This window comes from Streptomyces sp. 4N509B, from assembly GCF_052245655.1.
Taxonomy (GTDB): domain Bacteria; phylum Actinomycetota; class Actinomycetes; order Streptomycetales; family Streptomycetaceae; genus Streptomyces.
In genome coordinates, this window is the sequence record NZ_JBQQBZ010000027.1 from 92,118 (window position 1) to 114,196 (window position 22,079).

21 protein-coding genes are annotated in these 22,079 nt (G+C 73.3%); 4 read left to right on the forward strand and 17 right to left on the reverse strand.

The genetic code is table 11. From position 1 onward, the window contains the following. Positions 1-9: 9 nt before the first annotated feature. Together ACTWP5_RS22840 and ACTWP5_RS22845 are read right to left on the reverse strand one after the other, a co-directional pair. Positions 10-2,130 (reverse strand): SpoIIE family protein phosphatase, encoded by a 2,121-nt coding sequence (locus tag ACTWP5_RS22840; RefSeq protein ID WP_443222933.1) that lies wholly within the window; start codon positions 2,128-2,130, stop codon positions 10-12. Positions 2,131-2,435: 305 nt separating this feature from the next. Then, the gene (locus tag ACTWP5_RS22845) at positions 2,436-3,116 is read right to left on the reverse strand and encodes a response regulator transcription factor (protein WP_443222934.1); all 681 of its coding nucleotides are present in this window, start codon (positions 3,114-3,116) and stop codon (positions 2,436-2,438) included. A gap of 84 nt (positions 3,117-3,200) precedes the next feature. Between ACTWP5_RS22845 and ACTWP5_RS22850 the strand changes: the two genes are divergently transcribed. Continuing rightward, positions 3,201-3,998 carry a TetR family transcriptional regulator gene (locus tag ACTWP5_RS22850; protein WP_443222935.1) on the forward strand — a complete coding sequence of 266 codons (798 nt, stop codon included), beginning with the start codon at positions 3,201-3,203 and terminating at the stop codon, positions 3,996-3,998. 185 nt (positions 3,999-4,183) lie between these two features. Here ACTWP5_RS22850 and ACTWP5_RS22855 read toward each other — a convergent pair whose 3' ends face one another. Genes ACTWP5_RS22855 through ACTWP5_RS22865 form a run of 3 tightly spaced genes read right to left on the reverse strand, consistent with a single transcriptional unit; the run spans position 4,184 to position 6,892 of the window. Then, the gene (locus ACTWP5_RS22855; protein ID WP_443222936.1) at positions 4,184-4,669 is read right to left on the reverse strand and encodes a carboxymuconolactone decarboxylase family protein; all 486 of its coding nucleotides are present in this window, start codon (positions 4,667-4,669) and stop codon (positions 4,184-4,186) included. Positions 4,670-4,679: 10 nt separating this feature from the next. Then, on the reverse strand, positions 4,680-5,624 hold the full coding sequence (locus ACTWP5_RS22860; RefSeq protein ID WP_443222937.1) for an SDR family NAD(P)-dependent oxidoreductase: 945 nt from the start codon (positions 5,622-5,624) through the stop codon (positions 4,680-4,682). Then, positions 5,621-6,892 carry an MFS transporter gene (locus ACTWP5_RS22865; RefSeq protein WP_443222938.1) on the reverse strand — a complete coding sequence of 424 codons (1,272 nt, stop codon included), beginning with the start codon at positions 6,890-6,892 and terminating at the stop codon, positions 5,621-5,623. Before ACTWP5_RS22865 ends, ACTWP5_RS22860 begins: the two co-directional genes overlap by 4 nt. 127 nt (positions 6,893-7,019) lie before the next feature. Here ACTWP5_RS22865 and ACTWP5_RS22870 point away from each other — a divergent pair, with 127 nt between their 5' ends. Continuing rightward, a complete protein-coding gene (locus tag ACTWP5_RS22870; protein ID WP_443222939.1) occupies positions 7,020-7,379 on the forward strand; it encodes a winged helix-turn-helix transcriptional regulator in 360 nt (119 codons plus the stop codon). Between the two features lie 67 nt (positions 7,380-7,446). Here ACTWP5_RS22870 and ACTWP5_RS22875 read toward each other — a convergent pair whose 3' ends face one another. The 5 genes from ACTWP5_RS22875 to ACTWP5_RS22895 all read right to left on the reverse strand — a co-directional run bounded on the left by ACTWP5_RS22875 (position 7,447) and on the right by ACTWP5_RS22895 (position 11,775). Beyond that, positions 7,447-7,884, reverse strand: coding sequence for a nuclear transport factor 2 family protein (locus ACTWP5_RS22875; protein ID WP_443222940.1), 438 nt, complete (start codon positions 7,882-7,884; stop codon positions 7,447-7,449). An 88-nt stretch (positions 7,885-7,972) separates the two neighbouring features. Further along, a complete protein-coding gene (locus ACTWP5_RS22880; RefSeq protein WP_443222941.1) occupies positions 7,973-9,610 on the reverse strand; it encodes an FAD-dependent monooxygenase in 1,638 nt (545 codons plus the stop codon). After that, on the reverse strand, positions 9,607-9,849 hold the full coding sequence (locus tag ACTWP5_RS22885) for an acyl carrier protein (protein ID WP_443222942.1): 243 nt from the start codon (positions 9,847-9,849) through the stop codon (positions 9,607-9,609). The genes ACTWP5_RS22880 and ACTWP5_RS22885 overlap by 4 nt, the downstream gene beginning before the upstream one ends. 109 nt (positions 9,850-9,958) lie before the next feature. Continuing rightward, positions 9,959-10,678: an AAA family ATPase gene (locus ACTWP5_RS22890; protein WP_443222943.1), complete on the reverse strand. Its 720-nt coding sequence runs from the start codon at positions 10,676-10,678 to the stop codon at positions 9,959-9,961. Positions 10,679-10,782: 104 nt separating this feature from the next. Beyond that, positions 10,783-11,775 (reverse strand): AvrD family protein, encoded by a 993-nt coding sequence (locus tag ACTWP5_RS22895; RefSeq protein WP_443222944.1) that lies wholly within the window; start codon positions 11,773-11,775, stop codon positions 10,783-10,785. A gap of 190 nt (positions 11,776-11,965) precedes the next feature. On the opposite strand from ACTWP5_RS22895, the gene ACTWP5_RS22900 reads away from it, so the two are divergent. After that, positions 11,966-12,385, forward strand: a complete 420-nt coding sequence (locus ACTWP5_RS22900) for a hotdog fold thioesterase (RefSeq protein WP_443222945.1) — start codon at positions 11,966-11,968, stop codon at positions 12,383-12,385. A gap of 61 nt (positions 12,386-12,446) precedes the next feature. On the opposite strand, the gene ACTWP5_RS22905 is transcribed toward ACTWP5_RS22900, so the two are convergent. After that, positions 12,447-13,319, reverse strand: coding sequence for a helix-turn-helix transcriptional regulator (locus ACTWP5_RS22905; protein WP_443222946.1), 873 nt, complete (start codon positions 13,317-13,319; stop codon positions 12,447-12,449). Positions 13,320-13,784: 465 nt separating this feature from the next. On the opposite strand from ACTWP5_RS22905, the gene ACTWP5_RS22910 reads away from it, so the two are divergent. Beyond that, positions 13,785-14,813, forward strand: a complete 1,029-nt coding sequence (locus tag ACTWP5_RS22910; RefSeq protein ID WP_443222947.1) for a glycoside hydrolase family 25 protein — start codon at positions 13,785-13,787, stop codon at positions 14,811-14,813. Positions 14,814-14,936: 123 nt separating this feature from the next. On the opposite strand, the gene ACTWP5_RS22915 is transcribed toward ACTWP5_RS22910, so the two are convergent. The 6 genes from ACTWP5_RS22915 to ACTWP5_RS22940 form a co-directional block, all read right to left on the reverse strand. After that, on the reverse strand, positions 14,937-15,587 hold the full coding sequence (locus ACTWP5_RS22915) for a class I SAM-dependent methyltransferase (protein ID WP_443222948.1): 651 nt from the start codon (positions 15,585-15,587) through the stop codon (positions 14,937-14,939). Between the two features lie 124 nt (positions 15,588-15,711). Then, positions 15,712-17,169, reverse strand: coding sequence for an NAD(P)/FAD-dependent oxidoreductase (locus tag ACTWP5_RS22920; protein WP_443222949.1), 1,458 nt, complete (start codon positions 17,167-17,169; stop codon positions 15,712-15,714). A 137-nt stretch (positions 17,170-17,306) separates the two neighbouring features. Beyond that, positions 17,307-18,269 carry an alpha/beta hydrolase gene (locus ACTWP5_RS22925; RefSeq protein ID WP_443222950.1) on the reverse strand — a complete coding sequence of 321 codons (963 nt, stop codon included), beginning with the start codon at positions 18,267-18,269 and terminating at the stop codon, positions 17,307-17,309. Between the two features lie 75 nt (positions 18,270-18,344). Then, complete coding sequence (gene ispG / locus ACTWP5_RS22930; protein ID WP_443222951.1) at positions 18,345-19,508, reverse strand: flavodoxin-dependent (E)-4-hydroxy-3-methylbut-2-enyl-diphosphate synthase; 1,164 nt, start codon at positions 19,506-19,508, stop codon at positions 18,345-18,347. Positions 19,509-19,641: 133 nt separating this feature from the next. Next, positions 19,642-21,600: a 1-deoxy-D-xylulose-5-phosphate synthase gene (dxs, locus tag ACTWP5_RS22935; RefSeq protein ID WP_443222952.1), complete on the reverse strand. Its 1,959-nt coding sequence runs from the start codon at positions 21,598-21,600 to the stop codon at positions 19,642-19,644. Continuing rightward, positions 21,597-22,055 carry a DUF6917 domain-containing protein gene (locus tag ACTWP5_RS22940; RefSeq protein WP_443222953.1) on the reverse strand — a complete coding sequence of 153 codons (459 nt, stop codon included), beginning with the start codon at positions 22,053-22,055 and terminating at the stop codon, positions 21,597-21,599. The genes dxs and ACTWP5_RS22940 overlap by 4 nt, the downstream gene beginning before the upstream one ends. Positions 22,056-22,079: the final 24 nt, after the last annotated feature.

Consider the following 22,079-nt stretch of genomic DNA (forward strand, 5'->3'; position numbering starts at 1 on the left):
CGCGGTGGGTCACCGCGTGGCCGCCGTCCCCCCGGCGGGCGCGCGCCCCTCGGAGGGCAGGGCCTGCTCCGTCCAGATGGTCTTGCCCGTGCCGGCCAGTCGGGTGCCCCAGTGCTCCGTGAGGTGGGCGACGAGGTACAGCCCCCTGCCGCGCTCGTCCTCGTCCCCGGCGTGGCGCAGGTGCGGGGAGCTGCCGCTGGAGTCGGTGACCTCGCAGCTGAGGGTCTGGTCGCGGATCAGGCGCAGGCCGATCGGGCCGGTGGAGTACCGGACGGCGTTCGTGACCAGCTCGCTGGCGACGAGCTCGGTGGAGGGGACCATCTCCTCCAGGCCCCAGTCGGCCAGCTGGGTGTTGACCCAGGCGCGCGCCGCCGCCGGGGCGCCGAGGTCGTTCGGCAGGGAGTGGGACGCCACGCGGTCGGGCGCCAGGAGTCGGGTGCGGGACATCAGCAGCAGGACGTCGTCGGTGGGGTCCGGGGGGAGCAGCCGGGAGACGAGTGTGTCGCAGGCGCTCTGGAGCGAGTCCTCCGACGTCACGCGCAGCTCCCGCAGGGCCTCGGTGAGGCCGTCGAGGGTTCCCGCGTTGTAGAGCGCGAGGATGCTGGCCTCGGGGAGGTCGACGGTGGTCAGGGGGTAGGCGGGGGCGCCCTGGCCCAGGGAGGGGCCCGCCGGGACCTCCATGGCCTCGGGCGGCTCGCCGGGCGAGAGCAGCACCGGGGCCGCGTGCGCGGCGTTGGCGAGATCGCACTGGCCGGAGACCGGGTCGTAGGCGGCGACGAGGCAGGTGGCGGCGAGCGGCTGGGAGACGTCGGGGTCGTCGGGTGGGGGCGGGTCCTCGCCCAGCCGCACGACCAGTTCGTGGAGCCTGACCAGGAGCTCGTCCGGTGGCAGGTCCATGGCCGCCAGGGCCGAGGCGGCGGCGCGCAGCTGGCCCATGGCGGCGACGGCACGGATGCCGGACCCCCCGACGTGGCCCACCATCAGCGCCGCGCGGGCGCCCGACAGGGGCAGCACGTCGAACCAGGTGCCGCCCGCCGCCACCGGAAGATAGCTGTAGGCGGTCTCCAGAGCCACCTGCACCGGCAGCTGGGTGGGGACCATGCTGTGCTGTACGAGCCGGACCAGCGTGTGCTCGCGGGTGTACCGGCGGGCGCTGTCCACGCCCGTGGCGGCGTGCGCCGTGAGCTCGGTCGCGGCCTCCAGGTCGCTGTCGGTGAACGGCGGGGAGTCGCCGACCCGGTAGAGCGTGACGATGCCCAGCACGACGCCGCGGGCCGTCATCGGCACCGCCATCAGGGAGTGGACGCGGGCGCGCCGGGCCAGCTCGGCCTGGCCTGGGTCACGGGCCAGCCACGGGTCCTCGGGGTGGAGCGGGTACACCATCCGGGGCCTGAGGTCGGCCAGGACCTGCGTGTACGGCGTTCCGTACCGCATGATGCGCACGTCGCCGACGGCGAAGGCGCCGTCGCGGCTGCCGGAGCCGGCCCGCGCGAAGCCCGCTCGGCGCAGGGCCACCCGGTCCAGGACGGGGCCCGGGGCGGGCGCGTGGCCGTAGGTCACCGAGTCGAGAACCTCGACCGCCGCGACGTCGGCCAGGGCGGAGACCGCCACGTCGGCGGCCTCCTGCGCGGTGGTGAAGATGTCGAGTGTGGTGCCGATGCGCTGCGACGCGGTCCGCAGCAGGTCCAGGCGCCGGTTCCTGGAGCGTTCCTCGGTGACGTCAGCCACCGTCACGGCCACGCCGAGGACCTGGCCGTCGGCGTCGGTGAGCCGGCTCGCGGACAACGACAGCGTCCGTGGGGCCGCGCCGTCAGCGCCGTCCGCGGCGTCGGGCGGGGGACCCTCGTGGTGGAAGCCGTCGACCGCCTCGCCGCCGTGGAGCACCTCGCGCAGCATCCGGACGACGGGCTCGGCCTCGTCCAGCCCCAGCTCGTGCCAGCCGTGCGCCGGCGACGGGCCGGACGGTCCCTTGGCGGAGTGCACCAGGCGCAACTCATCGTCCAGCAGGTACAGCCCGCACGGCGGATGCGCCACGACGGCCCGCGCCAGGGCGGCGCTCACCGCGTCGGTGCCCGTGCCGTCGCCGGTGCTGTTGCTGCTGCTGCGGGGGGTGTCGTTCCGCTCACTCACAGGCCTGGCATCCGTGGTGAGGTGCTGGTCGGCGACCGTGGGGCATGCCGCTCACCCCTTCCTCCTCGACCAGGGCCGGCGCGTACCGCCGTGTCCTCCCCAGCGTAGGTGGGGTGCGGACGGGCCGCATGTCGTCGGCGGGTGCGCGCGTCGGCGGGCGTGCGCCGTCGCGTGCCGCGCGACCGTCGCCGTTGACGACGCGCGAGGGCCCGCGCCGACGTGGGGGCGGGCGCCCCGCTGCTCCCGCACCCCGCTGCTGGTGGCCGGTGCCTCGCCCCGGCCGGTGGCCCACCCGGCGCGTCGGGTCACCCGGCGACGCGTCGGGGTCTCATGCGTGCGTGGGTCAGGGCCGTCTCCTGCACGCACTTGTCGTAGAGCCCCTCGCGCAGGGCGAAGGCCACCGCCTGGGTCCTGTTCGGGCAGTCGAGCTTGGCGAGGATGTTCGTCACGAGCCGTTTGGCGCCGTGGGCCGAGATCTTCAGGCGGCGGGCGAGCTGCTTGTTGCTCAGGCCGTCCACCAGGAGGACCAGGGTCTGCTGCTCGCGGGGAGTCAGCCGGGGCAGGGCCCGTCTCTCCACCGCCGAGGACAGCAGCCGGTGCGCCAGCTTCGCCGGCATGGGCAGCTCCCCCTCGGCGACCCGCCGCAGGGCGTCCCCGAGGGCGCGCTCGTCCAGATCCGTCACGGCCGCGAAGCCGACGTTGCGCATGCCGGCGACGAGGCCGAGGTCGGCGAGCTCCTCGTCCTCCACCAGCAGGAGCATGCGCAGGCCGTGGTCCCCCGCGCTGCGAAGCCAGGCCGCCAGCGGGCGGTCCATCTCCTCCATGGCGAGGACCAGCAGGTCATCCTCGAGCTCGACCGTCGACGGCGCGGCGTGGGCGGACTCCACCCGGTGCACGGCCGCGGACGGGAGGGGAGGCACCTGCAGCAGACGAGCGACGCGCAGCGCGAGCGTCTCCCCCTGGATCGCGAGCACGACGCGCGACACGCGCCTTCCCGCGCCCCCTAACAGGCTGTCAGCTAACACGTTGTCACCGAGCTGCTTTCCAGTCATTGTCAAGCCCTCGCTCCCATGGATTCTCTTCCCTCCCCGTGCCCCGATCCTGTCCTCGCCACCGATGCAGGGGCGTCCCACACAGGACCGGTCCACAGTAACACAGCTAGATACCAGAGAGAATCTTTTGACACTCGCCATCCAACCGCTTACACATACTTAACTCTCCAGTACCGGCGCCCTGTTCTGGGACCAACGTTTGGTAGAGAATGGGCTACGCTAAGACAGGAGGAGGAACCGACTGTGCAGGAGCGAGCCCGTCGCACCCAAGCAACCGTTCTGCTGGCCGCCGCGGAGGAATTCGCCAGTCACGGATACGCGGGGGCGAGACTGGACCGCGTCGCTGCCAGGACTGGAATGACCAAGGGAGCGTTATACGCTCACTTCTCCTCCAAGGACGCCCTCGCCCACCGCCTGGTCGGCTGGGTGGAGGAGGCGTGGGAGACCGTGGTCGCGGAGTCCCGCGCGGACGCCGCGTCGGTGGCCGCGCTGCGCACCCTCGTCATCGGGCTCGCCCGGCGCGTGATCCGGGACGTCCACGTCCGCGCTGGCCTGCGGCTTCTTCGGGAGGCGCCACGGCACTGGCGGCCCGGGTACGACCTCGTCGACGGCATCCACGACACCGTCGCGCGGGTCGCGGAGCAGGCGCAGTCCCGGGGCGAGATCTCGTCGCGGTACTCGGTGCGGGCGATCACCCGCCTGCTGCTGACGGTCGTGTGGGTGGCCGCCAACGACGAGACGTCGGAACAGATCCTCGAAGAACTGTGGCACATGGCCGAGTCCGCTCTCGTTCGCAATCCGGTGCGATGTTTGTGAACGGTTGACGAGGCGAGGGGATACCCGTCATCCGCGTTCGCCGTTCCACGTTCATCCGGGTGTTTCCTCGGGATTTCCCTTCCGTGAAAGGAGGATTTTCACGAGGTTTTCTAAGGCACGCGGAAGCAGGGGCACCGGTTCGGTGATGCCCCTGCGGCCGCCGCGTGGCGCGGGGATTACCAGCGTCAGGATCCGCTGGCGGTGACGTCGAGTACGCCGTGTTCCGCGAACACCTTTCTGACAACGTTGAGCGCGTTGATCGTGCGTGGAAATCCCGCGTAGAGGTAAACCTGCGTCACCGCCTCGACGACCTCCGCGGGGCGCGCTCCCGCACGCAGCGCGCCGCCGACGTGGAACGCCAGCTGCGGCTCGCATCCGCCGAGCGCGGCGAGCATGCACACCACGGCCAGCTCCCGGGTGCGCAGGTCGAGTCCCGGCCGCGCCATCACCGCGCCGAGCCCGTGCTCGATCTCGGCTCCGAGGGCGGGCGCGACGTCGGCCATCCCCTCCCAGGGCGGCGTCGCGCCCGTCGGCGCCAGCTGGCGGAAGAGCCGTTCCCCGGCCGAGGTGGCCGTGCCCGAGGGCGCGGGGTCGCTCGTCGGACCAGTCGTCGGACCAGTCGTCGGATCGGTCTGCGGATCGGTCTGCGGGTCCGTCACGGGATACGTCATCGCAAGGTCCTCACTCGTCGGTCGTCGAGCCGTCGGTTCTGGTGTCTGATGCTTCGCTTCCGCACATGTGTGCGCGCAGCGCGCGGTCGGTGGCGGCCGCGAGGTCCCGCCGGAAGCGTGGGTCGTAGGCCAGGTCGAGGGCGCGGCCCGGCTCGGTGCCGCGGAAGAAGGTGCCCGTGGTGTCGGCGAACGCGGGGTCGGTGACCAGGGGCAGCACCGCGCGGAGCCCGTCGGCGACCGTGGAGAGCGGGGCGACGCCGCTCTCGCGCACCATGGGGGTGTCCATGAAGCCGGCCGGATGGACGCAGTTGACGGTGACGCCGAGCGGGCGGGCCGCCTCCGCGAGGTCGAAGGTGCCGGCGGCCAGCGCCAGCTTGGAACGCCGGTACGCCTCGACGCCGCGGTAGCCGTGGGCGAAGGCGAGGTCGCCGACGGCGAAGGGGACCTGGCCGACGGACCCGACGGCCACCACCCGGGCCGGCGCGGAGGCGGCCAGCAGCGGCAGCAGCAGCCTGGCGAGCAGCGTCGGCGCCAGGTAGTTGACGGCCATGCGCAGCTCGTGCCCGTCGGCGCTGGTCTCGCGTCCCGCGCCCGGCGGCCCGAAGCCCACGGCGGCGTTGTTGACCAGCACGTGGAGCGGACCGCCGCGGGCGGCCGTGCGTTCGGCCAGGGACCGCACCTCGGCCAACGAGGCCAGGTCCGCGGTCAGCGTGACCAGGCGGGAGTCGCCCGCCTCGGCGGCCAGCCGCGCGAGCCGACCGCGGTCCCGGCCGTGCGCCAGCACGGTCCAACCGGACCGGTGCAGGGCGAGGGCGAGGGCCCGGCCGAGACCGGAGGTGGCGCCCGTCACCAGCGCGGTCCGGGGACCGGCCGCCCGCTCCCCCGCCCCCGATCCCGCCCGCTGCTCCTGCTGCTCCTGCTGCTGAGCCCGCTGCTCCTGCCGCGACGCCGTCACGAGGACCGGGCCAGGCTCCCGCGGCGACGCCCGCCGCGCAGGGTCATCTCCAGCACCCACACCCCGAGGGCGAAGGCCGCGAACCCGGCCCCGGTGAGGACCACGCCGTCCCAGCCGGCGGCGGCGTACGCGGCGGCCGAGGCGGCGGAGCCGACGGCACCGCCGGTGAAGTAGCACGTCATGTAGGCCGTGGTGATCCGGTTGCGCGCCTCGGGCCGCAGCCGGAAGGTGACCGCGAGGTTCACCACCTGCATCCCCTGCACGCCCAGGTCGATCACGACGACGCCGAGGAGCAGCGCCCACAGCCAGGTGCCGCCGTCCAGCCCCATCAGGCCCCAGCTCAGCAGGATCAGCGTGAACAGCACCCCTGTCACGGCGTCGTCCCTGCCCCGGTCCACCTGCGGTCCGGTGACGCGGGCGGCGTACGCGCCGACGACGCCGGCCAGGCCGAAGAGGCCGATGACGCCGGCCCCGTAGGAGTAGGGCGGGTCGTCCAGCAGGAAGGCGACCGAGGTCCACAGCACGTTGAAGCCCGCGAAGGAGACGAAGCCGTACAGGCAGCGCAGCCGCAGCACGGGCTCCTCCCGCAGGATCGTGAAGACCGAGCGCAGCAGGCGGGGGTAGGGCATGGTGGCGGCCGGCTCGACGCGCGGCAGGGTGCGCCGCAGCACCAGCGCGAGCGCCACCATCAGCACCGCCGCCAGCCCGAAGACGGTGCGCCAGCCGCCGACCTCGGCGACCAGCCCGCCGCCGGTCCTGGCCAGCAGCACGCCCATGAGGACGCCGCTCATCACGGCGCCGGTGACCCTGCCGCGTTCCTCGGGCGCCGCCAGCGTCGCCGCGAACGTCACGAGGATCGGCGCGACCACCGCCGTCAGCGCCATCACCCCGGACGCCGCGACCAGCATGGGGATCGAGAACGCCACGGCGGAGACCGCCTGCATGGCGGAGACGACCAGCAGCAGCGTCACCACCAGGCGGCGGCGGTCCATGACGTCGCCCAGCGGCATCAGCAGGGCGAGGCCGGCGGCGTAGCCGAGGGTGGCGGCGGTCGCGATCAACGAGGCGGTGTCGCTGCTGACCTCGAAGGTGTCCGCGATGCCCGTGAGCAGCGGCTGGCAGTAGTAGATGTTGGCCACGGAGAAGCCGGCGGCGACGGCGAAGAGCATGACCATCGCGCGGGACAGCCCGCCGTCGGGTCGGGGTGTGCGGTCCGACGGCGCGGCCCTGGCGGGTTCCACGCCGTCGAAGGACTGTGCCGGTCTCACGATGGGTCGCCTTCCGTTGTGAGGACTTCCGCTGAGGGAGAGACGAGTGGTTCACCGACAGTGGCTGCCACTACGCTAAGAACTCCCGTACGAACCATGTGGTACCTACGAGCCCTGGGAGTTCGTCGTGCGCTTCGACCGGCCAGGTGACGTGTTTCTCGCGGACTGCCCGGCGCGGCTGACGCTTGAGGTGATCGCGGACAAGTGGAGCATGGTGGTGCTGCACGCCCTGGGCTCGCGGCCGTGGCGCCACGGCGAGTTACGCGACCTCATCGGCGGCATCAGCTCCAAGGTGCTCACCCAGACGCTGCGGCGGCTGGAGCGGTACGGCATGCTGCGGCGCCACGAGTACGCCGAGGTGCCCCGGCGCGTGGAGTACGAGCTCACCGACCTCGGGCGGACGTTGCTGCCGGCCATCGACGCGCTGACCGCCTGGGCGGAGAACCACGGCGCCGCTGTGGTCGACGCCCTGGAGGAGACGGCGTAGCGCACGCCGCCGGCCGGGGCCGCCTGCCGGGCCGTCGGCCGTCGCGGCGTGCGCCGGGCCGCCGCCGTCAGGCGCGGAAGGCCTCCGCGATCGCGTGGCTGTCCTCGAACATGTGGTAACGCCGGATCAGTCCGCCCTCGACGGTGAGGTGCAGGGCGAAGCGGCTGGCGAACTCCTTGCCGGTGCTCCGGACCCGGTGGCGGAAGCGGCCCAGCGCCACGCCGGTGTCGCCGTCCGCCAGCACCCGCTCGACGACGAACTCCTGCGGCTCGACCGCGCCGGCCTCCCTCAGGAACGCGGCCACGCCGGCCCTGGTGGTGCGCCGGCCGGTCCACGGCACGGTGTCCGCGCCGGCGATCTCGAAGTCCACCTCGTCGGCGAAGAGTGCCAGCACGCCCTCGGCGTCGCCGGAGCCGAAGCGCTCGAAGAACGCCGTGACGAGGTCCTGGGCGGACGCCGTGGACGCCGTGGACGCCGTGGGCGGGGTGGTCAGGGACGTGCTCATGGGCGGTTCTCCGTTCGGTCGGGGTCCTGGCTACGGGGTTCTGGGTACGGGGTTCTGGACGCGGATGGCGGGCTGCCGGACGCGGGGTTCACCCCACCGCGACGGGCTCGCCCACCGCGGTGGCGCGCGGCGCCGTGCCGCGCAGGTGGTCGGCGACCGGGCCGCCGCTCAGGTCGGTGGTGAGGAAGGCCAGGTGGCCGTCGGGGCGCACCACGCCGACCACGGGCCGGCGCCCGAAGGCCCGGCGCAGCTTGGCCGCCGCCGGCCGGGGAAGGCCGGCGAGGTCCACCACGGCCGCGCTCTCCGCGAGCCGACCGCGGTGCCGGGCGACGGTGTCGCCCCAGCCGCGCGGGGCGCGCCGGCCCGGCCAGCACACCACCGTGTACCGGTGGAGGTCGAGCGCGGGGGTGCCGTCGGGCAGGTCGGGGCCGGCGAAGAGCGGCACGCGCCGGCCCGGTTCGAGGCGGCGCCGGTTGCGGTCGCGCAGCATGATGGGCGTGCTGTCGTGGTCGCCGTAGTGCACGTCGGTCTGGCTCAGCAGCGGCACGAGGATCCGCTGGAGGACGCCGAGGAGGCGGGCCGCGCGGAAGACGGTGTCGCGCCGCAGGATGCCCCAGGTGGTGCGCTGGAGCGCGAAGCGGGCCTGGGCGGCGGAGGTGCGCGACATCCGTTCCGCCGCGACGGAGCGCTCGGGCTCGTAGGTGTCGAGGATGGCGGCGTCGAGGCGGCCACGGAGCACGCCGCCGAGCTTCCAGCCGAGGTTGACGGCGTCCTGGAGGCCGACGTTCATGCCCTGGCCGCCGGCCGGGCTGATGACGTGGGCCGCGTCGCCCGCGATGAGGCAGCGGCCGACGCGGTACCGCTCGGCCAGGCCCATCCGGGGGCGGAAGGAGCGGGTCCAGTCGGGCTCGCCGACGGTGACGTCCAGCCCGGCCCGTCCCCTGATGATCTCCTCCAGCATCGTGGCCGGCGGGTCCGGCTCGTCCTCGCCCCGGTGGGGGATGTTCGCGGCGATGCGGTAGTGCCCGTTGCGCAGCGGCACGAGCGCGACGACGCCGGTGCGGTGGTAGTAGTACTGGGCCTCGGCGGGGAGGTCGCCGACGACGGGGGCGTCGCCGATGGCGTAGGTGACGTCGATGGGGTCGCCGTCGAAGCGGATGCCCAGGTGGGAGCGCACCCTGCTCGACGGTCCGTCGACGCCGACGAGGTACTCGCAGCTCACCTCCTCGGTGACGCCGTCGGCGTGGCGGAGCGTGGCGCGCGGGCGGGGCCCGGCGTTGTCCAGGTCGACGAGGCTCACGCCGTGCTCGATCCGGCCGCCGAGCTCGGCGACCCGCTCGCGCAGCACCCGCTCGGTGTCGCGCTGCGGCAGCGTCAGCACGAACGGGTAGGGCGAGTCGGGGTGGCGGTCGAGGCGGGCGGCGCCGCGCAGCTTGTGCTCGGAGTAGTAGTTGACGTGGGGCGACTGGTGGCCGAGGGCCGCGAGGCGCTCGGCGACGCCGACGCGGCGCAGGATCTCCAGGCTGCGGGGCCACACGAGGATGCCGCGGGAGTGCGGGTCGGTGTCCTCGGCCCGGTTCTCCTGGTCGATCAGCCGGATGCGGACGCCCTGCTGGAGGAGCTCGCAGGCGAGCACCATGCCCACGGGTCCGGCGCCGACGATCAGCACCTCGGGGTCGTCGCCGCCGGTCGCGCCGGCGGGCTGGGCGGCTTCGTCCGTGCTCATGCGCGTCGCACCCTGCCCGTCAGGTAGTCCAGCGCCTCGCGGGCGGTCTGGTCGTGTTCCAGGTCGCCTTCGGGGATCGTGACGTCGAACTCCTTCTGCACCCACAGGGCGATCTCCATGAGGTGCAGGGAGTCCATTCCGAGATCCTCGAAGGTGGCGTCGAGGTCGAGTCTCTCCGCCGGTATTCCGGCCTTTTCAGCGAACATTTCGACGAACCGTGAACTGACGGTCATTTCCATGGTTCGGCCTCCTCCCTGTCGGGCCTTGTCTGGTGGGTGTGCTGCGGGTCGGGTCGGGGTCGTGGCGGGGTCGGGTCGTGCCGGGGCGCGGCGGGTCGGGTCGGGGCCGTCAGGAGGCGGTCGCCGTGGCCCAGGCGCGGTCGGACTCGATCGTCATGTCGATGGCCGCGTACTCCCGCTGGGCCCGCTCGATGGCGGTGCGGACGTCGGTGACGGGGGTCAGGCCGAAGGTGTCGACGATGCCGTCGAGCCGCTCGCTGAGGGTGCCGCCGATGACGTGGCGGGGGATGTCGAGCTCGTCGATGGTGGCGGCGATGGCCTCGTCCGCCATGGAGCGGAAGCGCTCGTTCACCGGGCGGTGCCCGTCCTTCGCCAGCTCCAGCTCGTTGGGGAGGTGGACGAAGGCGTCGTAGGTCTCCTTGACGTGGTGCTTGACGGCGACGCCGAGCTGCTCCATGACCTGCTCGAAGAAGACCATCTGGGGCGTGCGCTCGACGGTCTCCAGCGCGCCGAGGTGGACCGAGTCGTTCGGGTTGATGCCCACGACGACCCGCACCGAGCCGTAGATCCACTCCTGGAGGGAGGAGCCGTCCGAGACGAAGCCGGTCGACAGGTGGCTCTCCTGCACCAGCCGCTCGGTGTGCCGGCGGACGATCAGCTGGATCAGCTCGGCGGCGGTGCACTCCTCCAGCGTCTTGCCGGGGACGGCGACCGGCAGCAGCTCGCGCATGGTGCGGGCGCGGGTGCGGGGGATGTCGACGTAGTGGGACAGGGCGTAGGAGGTCAGGGTCTTGCCGGACGAGTAGGTGCCCGAGATGGCGAGCTTCATGGCGAACCTTTCGACGGGACGGACGACGGTGTGGGGCGGACGGAGGGGATGGAAGGGGAGGGAGCGGACGGACGGGGAGGTCGGCCGGGCAGCCGGCCGGACGGTCAGCCGGGAAGCCGGTGGGTGACGTTGCAGGTGAAGCGGAGCGCGCCGAGCTCGGCGACGATGTCCGCGGTGCGCCAGACCCCGCCCCTCATCTCCACGAGCGCCGGCCGCCGCAGGCGCGTCGCGAGCGGCAGCCGCACCATGGCGTGGCCCGTGGGCCGGGGCAGCTCGATGGCGGTGGAGCGCATCCAGAGGGTGTCGCTCGTGCCGCGGCCCATCGCGTCGAGTTCGTAGAGCAGCACCTGACCGAGCTGGAGGCCGGTGACGAAGCAGTCGACGGGTGTGGCGCGGGGCTGGTGGGCGCCCTCGATGCCGGCCGTCGCGCCGCTGGCCCGCAGCGTGACGGAGGCGGTGGCCAGCATGCCGGCGGCGTCTACGGACAGGTCGTCGACGCGGTGCGCGCCGCGGGTGAACCCCGTCCCGTAGTACCGGGAGTCGGCGGGCCCGAGGAGGTCGTCGGGGCCGGCGAGGAGGACGGTGCCAGGCCGCGCGGGGGCGCTGTCGTGGACCGCCTCGCAGCGGACCCGCATGCGGCCGACGACGGTCTCCACGACCGAGCGGGTGAGCCCGTCACCGCCGGGCGTGGAGCCGAGCAGCGTGGCGGTGACCGCGACGTCGTCGAGCGCCTCGTCGGGCGTGGAGCCGGCGCGGATGGTGATGCCGGCCAGCCAGGTCCTGGCGCGCTGGCGGGGGGTCAGGCCGAACGTCTGGGTGAGGCACAGCTCCGTGAGCTGTGCGCCGACCACCACGGCGTCGACCGTGCTCAGGTGCGGCGGTATCGCGCCGCGGGCTGACTTCTTCGACCAGTCGCTCGGGTAGTGCAGGGTGAGTGTGGTGGAAACGCGGGCCGCCGCCTCGCCGTCCACGCTTATTCGGACCTTTCCGAAGTGATATTCTACGCGTCGGTAGCCTGTCGCGAAGAATCGTTTTCCACCGGGACCTAGAAAATCGTCAACGGTGCGGCTGGCGAGTTCGACGGTGGTCACCGTCATAACCTCCTGTGGGCGACGGTTCGTGTTCCTCGCCGAGGAATCTAGCAAGCACCGGAGAAACGCGCCTGTGTCTGTTTGTCACCTCACTCGGAGGCTGGTACTGGGACCACCATGGTGAGGTCGGTCACATTCCGGGTTCGGAGGTTTTCGAACTCCCTACGCTGTGGCTGCGAGAGAAAAGGGGTGCTCGTTGACCGCTCTTCCGTCACACCGCGCCGTGGACGCCGGCTATCAGCACGAACAACTGACGGCGAAGCTCGGCATAAGAATCGTCGAATGCCGCCCGGGGTTCGTGGTCGGCACCATGCCGGTCGCGGGGAACCGCCAGCCGGTCGGCATCCTGCACGGCGGCGCCAGCGCCGCGTTCGCCGAGACCCTCGGGTCGCTCGCGGCGCTGGTCCACGCGGGCCCCGACGGGCAGGCGGTGGGCCTGGACCTGTCGTGCACGCACCACCGGTGGATCGCCGCCGGCCTCGTCACGGGCGTGGCGAGGCCGTTGCACGAGGGGCGCACCAGCGCCAGCTACGAGGTCGTGATCGCCGACGAGGCGGGCAGGCGCATCTGCACGGCGCGGCTGACCTGCGCGATCAGCCGGCGCCGTGGCGCCTGACGCGGCGTGGGACCGGCACGGGAAACACCGGGCCCACGCCCGTCGTCGCGGCGGGCCGGCCTCAGGTCGCCACGGTGGCGGGAGCGCTCCCACGGAGGAGCGCACCGAGGCCCGCCTGCGTGGCGCTTCCCCGCGCCGGCGTGTAGAGGCGCAGCTGGAGGCGGGTCAGCCCGCCGAGCTGCCACATGCTGGACTCGAAGTCGAGCCGCCCGACCTCGGGGTGTTCGACGGCCGTCGGCACGAACTCCGGACGCATGATCTCGTGGGTGCGCCACAGGTCGGCGAAGCGTCGGTCGCGGGCGGAGAGCGCCTCGACCAGCTCGTGCAGGGCCGGGTCCTCCCTGTGCTCGACGGTGCCGCTGCGGAACTCCGCGACGGCGACCCGGGTGAGCCACTCGTGGTCGGCGGACCTGGCGCGCAGCACGGCGTTGGTGAAGAGGCCGACCAGCAGGTTGTCGTCCCCGGCCAGGCCGAACACGGCCCTGGCCGCCTCGTTGAGCTCGATGATGTTCCACAGCGTGTCGAGGACGAGCGCCGGGCTCGGCAGCCAGCCGTTCACGAGGCGTGTCACGTCCATGCCCGCCCGGTGGCCGACCGGGTCCCTCCCCGCGTCGGTGTCGGCGTCGGCCGCGCTGACACCGACACCAACTAATTGGTAGAAATAGCGGAGCTCGCTCGGGTCGAGCCGCAGCGCCCGCCCGATAGCGCGCGCGACGGGGGCCGAGACATTGATGTCACGCCCCTGCTCAAGCCAGCTGTACCATGAGGTGCCAATTCCCGCGAGAACGGCGACCTCCTCGCGCCGCAGCCCCGGGGTACGGCGTTTTCCGGCCGACTCGGTCAGGCCGACCTGGGCGGGCGACAGACGCGCCCGACGGGTGCGGAGAAAATGACTCAGAGCATGATGCCGTCGCGTACCTGTCCCCGTTTTCATGTACCCGGATGCTAGGCACAGTCCGGGGGGTCGGTCAAGGCATACGAAACGGCACGATAAAGACATCGACAAACCGACCCACCGAGTGGGGTACCTGTTCGGACACCCCGCGCGGAATAGTCAGGGAGTCACGGGAGTGGACTTTTTCCCTGGCCTATGCCCGCAGTCTAGTTCCGGATTTCGCGCGGCGATCTTCGCCCCCCGCGAGGCGGCGGGCACTCCCCCCGCCAACCGCCCGTCCTCCGGTGTCCCTCCCCCACCCCGCCCTCCGCCCCCGGGTCGCGCCGGGAGGACGACGGCGGACGCCGCGCCGCCCCGTCGAGCACCTGACGGGACGTCAGCGCCGGCGCGTTCCCGCGCGCGCGGCCGGATCCGCGCGGGAGGGCCATGCCGGGGCCCCTCACCGGGCACACACAGGAGAAGGGGGCGCCACCCCCCGTGACGGCGACGAGACAGGGAAGTGCGATGACCATCAAGGGCATCGACGTCTCCGGCTACCAGTCGGAGACGTATCCGTTGGACGGCTTCGACTTCGTGATCGTGAAGGCGACCGAGGGCACCAGCTACGTCAACCCGCGCCACGCGGCGCAGGTGAGGCGGGCGCGGGACCACAACCGGGTCGTCGGCCACTACCACTACCTCAGCTCCGGCAGCGGCATAGCCGCCCAGATGGACTACTTCCTCGACCACGCGGGCGCGCGGGAGGGAGAGGTCCTGGCCGTGGACTGGGAGGAGTCGGGGGTGTCCAGCGACGAGAAGGACAGCGCCATACGCCGCCTGAAGGACAAGGCGGGCGGCCGGAAGGTGCTGCTCTACTGCAACACCAACTTCTGGCTGAACCACGACACCTCGTCGTTCGCGGGCGACGGGCTGTGGATCGCGCACTACGGCGTCGGCGCCGGCAAGCCGGGCATCAAGGACCCGTGGCTGATCCACCAGTACACCGACGACCCGATCGACACCAACGTCGCCCGCTTCGACAGCCGTTCCGACATGGCGGCGTGGGCGGCGGGCGACGCGGCCGGGGACGAGGAGGAGAGACCCCGGCGCAACCTCTACGACGCGCAGGGCCTGACCAGGACCGTCCCGGCCAGGGCCTGGACCACCGTCCGCTTCAGCCGCCGGTACGAGGACGGCGACTGGACCGAGAAGAGCGACCCGACCGGCATCGTCTACGGGCCGTGCCACTACAGCGCCTCCCTCGGCCTGCGGGTCACGGGCCTGCCGCGCGGCGCGGAGCTGCGGGTGCGGCTCGCGAACTACCGCGAGAAGGACGACGGCAGCGGCGACTTCGAACGCACCGTGGCGATGCCCAGCCACTCCCCCGTCCAGGCCGGCGGCGACCTCCACGTGGTGCACACCTGGACCGGGTACGTGCCGGGCGCCGGGCGCGGCCGGCTGCGGGCCGAGGTGCGCCACGACCACGAGGGCGGCGAGGGCGAGTCGGTCACGATCGACTTCGCCCGTGCCGAGACGCTGTACTGGCCCGCGTGACGCGGCGCGCGGGGGAGCACCGGGCATCAGACCCCGGGCGTCGGGCGACGGACACCGGACACCGGACACCGGACACCGGACACCGGGGGCTGGACGCCGGAGGTCGGAGGTCGGAGGTCGGGCCTACGGCGCCTCGCCGACGGAGACGTAGACCCAGCCGCCGTAGCGGGTGAGCATGCGGTGCCGGGCCGCGCCCTCCTCGACGGCCTTCCACGGCTGGCGGTGGACCATGCTGGTGTCGCCGCCGAACGGCGCGATCATCGGCCCGAGCATCGGGATCATGGCCTTCGGCCACCAGCGCGGCAGCCGGTAGTCGAGGATCACCCACCGGCCGCCGGGCCGCAGGGACTGGTACCCGCGCTCGATGATGGCGGGGTGCTCGCTGATGAGGGTGAGGGAGAAGCAGGCGATGATCGCGCTGGTCTTCTCCGGGTAGTCGTACTTCAGCAGGTCGGCCTGGACGAGGGAGACGTTCTTCAGACCCAGCCGGCCCACCCGTTCCTCGGCCTGCGCCAGCATGGCGTCGGTCAGGTCCACGCCGACGACCCGGCCGGTGGGGCCCACGGCCTCGGCGAGCTTCGGGAGGTTGTGGCCGGTGCCGCAGCCGGCGTCGACGACGGTGTCGCCGGGGCGGAGCGCGAGCTGCTTGATGGCCAGGTTCTTGTAGGCCATCGTGCGCTGGCCTATGAGGTACAGGCGGTTGGAGGTCATGTCGTACCGCTTGGCCCGCTTGCGGTATATCTCGACCATGCGGCGGGACTCGACCGTGGTCATCGGTGTTCCTTTCGTCGGGGCGTCGGGCGTCGGGGTGATGGGGACGGCGGGACGTCGGGAGGGCCGGGGTTCCGGGGGTGCCGGGAACAGCGGGACCGGTGGAACCGGTGGAACCGGTGGGCCGTCAGGGGCGCTGCCGGCCGCGGAGCACCGAGGCGAACACCCGGGGGCGGAGGACGACCTGGGGCGGGGCGATGAGGTGGGTCATGTCGAAGAGCGCGGACGCCACGGTGTGGTCGGTGGTCGCGACCCTCAGCATCCGGTCGGTGTAGCGCTTGCCGAGCCGCGCCGCCAGCGGCAGCCGGTCGCCCTCGGCGGCGCCGGGGTAGGCCAGGTCGGCGTTGCCCGAGAGCATCCACGCCTGGTCGACGCGGCGGGCGACGCGGCGACGCATCGGGCCGGCGAGTCCGGCGAGGGTCGGGGCCCGGCCGACGGCGTCGCGCAGCTCCAGGGCGCTGAGGGCGGCGACCGAGATGCCCTGCCCGTAGGCGGGGTTGAAGGCACCGGCCGCGTCACCCATCACCAGGAAGCGGTCCGGCCAGCGGCGGAGCCGTTCGTAGCGGCGGCGGCGGTTCTCGGTGCGGCCGGAGCCGTGGACCTCGCCGAGGGGCTCGGCGTCCCTGATCGCCTCGTACAGCTCGGTGCTGCGCAGCCGCTTGGCGAAGTCGACGAATCCCGCGTGGTCCAGCGGGGGGCGTTCGCCGCCCATGCCGGCGACGGAGACGATCCAACGGCCCTGCTCGATGGGGTTGATGATGCCCGACCGCGGCTCCTCGGGCGTGGACTGGAGCAGCATGCACCGCCAGTCGCGGGGGGTGGGCGGCGGGGCGAGGACACAGGAGGCGTAGGCGCAGCCGGCGTCGACGACCTCCTCCTTCGGCGCCTCGTAGCCGAGCTCCCGCAGCCAGTTCGGCGCGCGGGAGGTGCGCCCCGTGGCGTCGACGACGAAGTCCGCCTCCAGGGTGTACGGCTCGCCCCAGCCGGCGCCGGCGGCGCCGCCCCCCGCGCCGACGGTGTCGGTGGTGACGGTGGTGTCGGCGCGGGCCGCGTCGGTGGCGGTCGCGGCGCCGGTGGTGGCGGCGGTGGCCGCCGTGGCGTCGGCGGTGGCGCGGGAGCGGAGCCTGACGCCGGTCACCACGCCGTCGCGGGCGGCGAGGCCGAGCACCTCGGTCTCCTGCCGGACGGTCACCCCCGGCCGTTTGCGCAGCTCGCGGCGGACGGCCCAGTCGAGCAGGTCGCGGCTGCCCGAGAGCACCACGTGGTGGCTGGAGAAACGATCCACCCATCCGCCGGGGACGAGCAGGCGCATGTCCTGCGGCATGCGGACCTCGACCATGCCGAGCTCCCGCAGGGCGCTCATCAGGCCCGGGAAGAGCTGCTCCAGCGCGCGTTGGCCGCCGAGCATGAGGTTGTGGGTGTGGCGGGCCTGGGGGACGCCGCGGCGCCAGCGCGGCTCGTCGGGGAAGGCGTCGCGCTCCACCAGCGTGACCCGGTCCACGTGGGGTGCCAGGGCCGCGGCGGCGCACAGCCCCGCGAGGCTGCCGCCCAGGACCACGGCATGACTGTCCCTGGTTGTGGTCATCGTCTCGTCCTTCTGTTCGTCGCGGGGGTGTCAGGTCCGGCGGTGTCAGGTCCGGGGGTGTCGGATGCGGGTCGGCGGTCGGCGGTCGGCGGTCGGCGGTCAGGGGCGGGCGGTCGGGGGCGGGCGGGTGCGGATGGTCAGGGGCGGGTGGGCGGCAGCCGTCGGGCGAGCCAGGCCTGCGCCGCCGCGTACCAACGCGGCGCGGTGCGGTGGAGGTTGAGCGAGTGGGCGGCCTCGGGCAGGGTGAAGGCCTCCAGTTCGGGCACGCCGGTGAAGATCTTCTGCTCGTGGGCGACGACGTCCTCGGGGCGCTCCAGGGAGAGCTCGCCGCCGCCGAAGAGCCGGTCCTCCCGGCCGGCGACCAGCAGCACGGGGACGTCGACGCCGGCGGCGGCCTCGGGCTGGTAGATGGCCTCCAACGTCGCGCCCTCGCCGAGGGTGACGGTGGACTTCGTCTCCTCGTGGTACGCGGAGAGCTCCGGGCTCACCCCGCCCGCGTGCTCGTAGAGGCGGGCGCGCAGCCCCGGCCGTGTCGTGAGGTATCCCTCGGGCAGCCCCGCGGAGCCGAGGACGGGGTCGGCGGCGGCCGGGTGGAGCGCCGGTGCGGCCTCCGGGTAGAGGGGGCCGAAGGCGTGGAGCAGCGAGGTGACGACGAGGGCGTCGAGGTCGTGGTGGCGGGCGGCCTCCAGGATGGCTATGCCCGAGCCGAGGGAGTGGCCGACGGCGACGACCCGCGGAAACGCCGGCACCTCGGTGGCCGCCTTCCCCTCCCGGAGGGCGGTGACCACGTGGTGCAGGGCCGCCACGTTGGCGTCGACGGTGACCTGCTCGGCCGGCGGGTGCTCGCTCGCGCCCGTGCCGGGGCGGTCCAGCGCGAGGACGGCGTGGCCCTCGCCGACGGCGTGGCGGACGTAGTCGCCCTCGCCCGGGACGGACCAGTAACGGCGGTCGTAGGTGAGTCCCGAGAGCAGCACCTGGACGGTGTCGGGCGGGTCGCCCGCGGGGAGGTGCAGGGTGGCCGCGACCCGCCAGGTGGCCGGGGCGTCGGGGAAGGGGACGACGTCGAGGGCGAGGTCGATCGCGCGAGGTGCGGAGGTCATCGTGTGGGAAACCCTTCGGTGGGATCTGCGTGAGACGGGAGGGGAGAGAGGGGCGGCGCGGGTGGGGCGCGGGGGTCAGCCGACGGTGACCTGGGGTGTGCCGGTGGGGGCGGTGTCGTCGCCCTCCATCTGCTCGGCGAGCTTCATGGCCTCCTCGATGAGGGTCTCGACGATGCGGGACTCGGGGACGGTCTTGATGACCTCGCCGCGCACGAAGATCTGGCCCTTGCCGTTGCCCGAGGCCACCCCGAGGTCCGCCTCCCGGGCCTCACCCGGACCGTTGACCACACAGCCCATCACCGCCACCCGCAGCGGGACCTCCAGGCCGTCGAGGCCGGCGGTGACCTCGTCGGCGAGCTTGTAGACGTCGACCTGGGCGCGGCCACAGGAGGGGCAGGAGACGATCTCCAGGCGGCGTTCGCGCAGGCCCAGCGACTGGAGGATCTGTATGCCGACCTTGATCTCCTCCACGGGTGGGGCGGAGAGGGAGACGCGGATGGTGTCGCCGATGCCCTCGGCCAGCAGCGCGCCGAACGCGACGGCCGACTTGATCGTGCCCTGGAAGGCGGGCCCGGCCTCGGTGACGCCGAGGTGGAGGGGATAGTCGCAGCGCTGCGCCAGCAGCCGGTAGGCGTTGACCATGATCACCGGGTCGTTGTGCTTGACGGAGATCTTCAGGTCGGTGAAGCCGTGCTCCTCGAACAGGGAGCACTCCCACAGCGCCGACTCCACCAACGCCTCCGGCGTGGCCCTGCCGTGCTTCGCGAGCAGGCGGGGATCGAGCGAGCCGGCGTTGACGCCGATGCGGATCGGCGTGCCGGCCGCCGCCGCGGCCCGGGCGATCTCCCGCACCTTGTCGTCGAACTTCTTGATGTTCCCCGGGTTCACCCGCACCGCCGCACACCCCGCGTCGATCGCGGCGAACACGTACTTCGGCTGGAAGTGAATGTCGGCGATCACCGGAATCTGCGACTTCCGCGCGATCTGCGGTAGCGCGTCGGCGTCGTCCTGGGAGGGGCAGGCGACCCGGACGATCTCACAGCCGGCCGCGGTCAGCTCCGCGATCTGCTGGAGCGTCGCGTTCACGTCCGCGGTCACGGTCGTCGTCATCGACTGCACCGAGACCGGCGCCCCACCACCGACCTCGACCGAGCCGACGCGGATCCTTCGGGAGGTCCGGCGCTCGGCGAGCCGGACGGGGACGGCCGGGATGCCGAGCGACACGGGCGTCGTGGTCATCACACGGCTCCTTTCAACTCAACGGGTCGGCATGACAGCCGGCACGGGCGGGCTCGTCGGAGACGGTCAGCGGAATCGGTCCACGGAATCGGTCGGCGGGCACGGTCGGCGGGCACGGTCAACGAGGGCGCGGTCAGCGCGTCAGCGTGGCGCGCGCGCCGAGCGGCAGTCCGGGCGTCGGCAGCGCGGCCACCTCCCGGACACGGGCGGCTATCTGGTGGGCGGTCAGCCCGCACTCCTGAAGCAGCTCCGCGCGGCTGCCGTGCGGGAGGAACGCGGCGGGCACGCCGAGCACCGCCAGGCTCGGCGGCACGACCCCGGCGTCGCGCAGCGCCACGGCCGTGGCCTCCCCGACGCCGCCGGACCGCAGGCCGTCCTCGACCGTGACGACGGTCTCGAACCGGGCGGCCAGCCCCGTCAGCGCGGGCGAGACCGGCGCGACCCAGCCCGGGTCCACGACGGTGACGCCGACGCCGGTCTCGTTCAGCAGCGCCGCCGCCTCGACGCACGGGCCGGCCATCGCGCCGAACGCGACGAGCAGGACGTCCTCCCCGGTGCGGGCCAGCACGTCCACCGACGCGTCCGAGCCCGCCTCGTCGAGGCGCTCCTCGGCGGGGAGTTCGGGGCCGAGGTCGCCCTTGGGGAAGCGCAGCAGGGTGGGCCCGTCCGTGGTGGCGAGGGCCTGGCGCAGCTGGCGCCGCAGCGTCGCGCGGTCGCGGGGGGCGGCGATGCGCAGGCCGGGCACCAGGCGGAAGGCCGCCAGGTCCCACATGCCGTGGTGGGAGGGGCCGTCGTCGCCGGTGATGCCGGCGCGGTCGAGCACGAACGTGACGGGCAGGCGGTGCAGGGCCACGTCCATGAGGACCTGGTCGAAGGCGCGGTTGAGGAAGGTGGCGTAGACGCAGACGACCGGGTGGAGCCCGGCCATGGCCATGCCGGCGGCGGAGGTCACGGCGTGCTGTTCGGCGATGCCGACGTCCACGACCTGGTCGGGCAGCTCCTGGTGGAGCTGCTGGAGGCCGGTGGGTTCGAGCATCGCGGCGGTGAGCGCGACGAGGTCGGGCCGCTCGCGGGCCAGGGCGAGCAGTTCCTCGCTGAACGCCTGGGTCCAGGCGAGGCGGCGCCCCCGCGCCGCCGCGTCGCCGCCGGCGGGGGCCGGGCGGGCGGCGCCCGCGGGTGCGGAGGCGCGGACGGCGTGGAAGTGGTCGCGGGTGTCCTGCTCGGCCGGGCCGTGGCCGCGGCCCTTGACGGTGAGGCAGTGCACGACGACGGTGCCGCCGAAGTCGCGGGCGCGGGCGAGCGCGAGCTCGACGGCGGCGCGGTCGTGGCCGTCGACCGGCCCGAGGTACTTCAGGCCCAGATCCTCGTAGATGGCCTGGGGGGTGAGGAAGTCCTTCAGGCCCTTCTTCGCGCCGTGCAGGGCGCGGTAGACGGTGTCGCCGACGGCCGGCAGGCCCTGGAGGGTGTGCTTGGCGCGGTCGAGGAACTCCTCGTAGCGGCGGGAGGCGCGCAGGGCGGCGAGGTGGTCGGCGAGGCCGCCGACGGTGGGGGCGTAGGAGCGGCCGTTGTCGTTGAGGACGACGACGAGGGGGCGCTCGGGCGCGGCGGCGATGTTGTTGATCGCCTCCCACGTCATGCCCCCGGTGAGCGCGCCGTCGCCGATGACGGCGACGACGTGCCCCGGCTCGCCGCGCAGCGCGCGGGCGCGGGCCAGGCCGTCGGCGTAGGACAGGGCGGTGGAGGCGTGGGAGTTCTCCACGAGGTCGTGCTCGGACTCCTCCCGGGAGGGGTAGCCCGACATGCCGCCGCGGGTGCGCAGCGTCGCGAAGTCGGCGACGCGGCCGGTCAGCAGCTTGTGGACGTACGCCTGGTGGCCGGTGTCCCAGACGACGGCGTCGCGGGGGGAGTCGAACACGCGGTGGAGGGCGATGGTCAGTTCGACGACGCCGAGGTTGGGACCGAGGTGGCCGCCGTTGAGGGAGACGCGGTCGACGAGGAGGGTGCGGATCTCGGCGGCGAGGGCGTCGAGCTGCCCGTCGTCGAGGCCCCGCAGCTGGGCCGGTCCGGTGAGGGAGGCGAGGAGGGTCGTCACGCCGGCCTCCGCTCCGTGGTGGCCGGCCGTGGCTGGGGCTGAGGCTGGGGCTGCCCCTGGCGGAAGGTGAGCTCGGCCTCGGGCTTGAGGTCGAGTTCGGGGCCCGTCAGCAGGCGTTCGACGGCGATGAGGACGTTGTAGTGGTTCGGGAAGTGGCAGGAGTCGAAGCCGAGCACGGTGCCGACGCGGTGGTCGCCCACCCACACCTCGTCGCCGCGGTCGATGACGCCGGCGCCGCCGATCTCGGCGAAGCCGAGGAAGCCGACCCGGTCGATGCGCGCGCCCGGCGGCTGGCCCGCCTGGTCGGTGGTGACCAGCTCGTGGACCTCGCCGCGGCGCACGCAGCGGCTGGTGAACTCCGCGAGCCGCATGCCGCGGTCGTGGCGACGGTGGGTGAGGACCTTGACGAGGGTGCCGGGCACCTCACGCTTGGGACCGTCCTCGTGAGGGTTCATGCCGCGTGTCCTTCCATCGTTTCC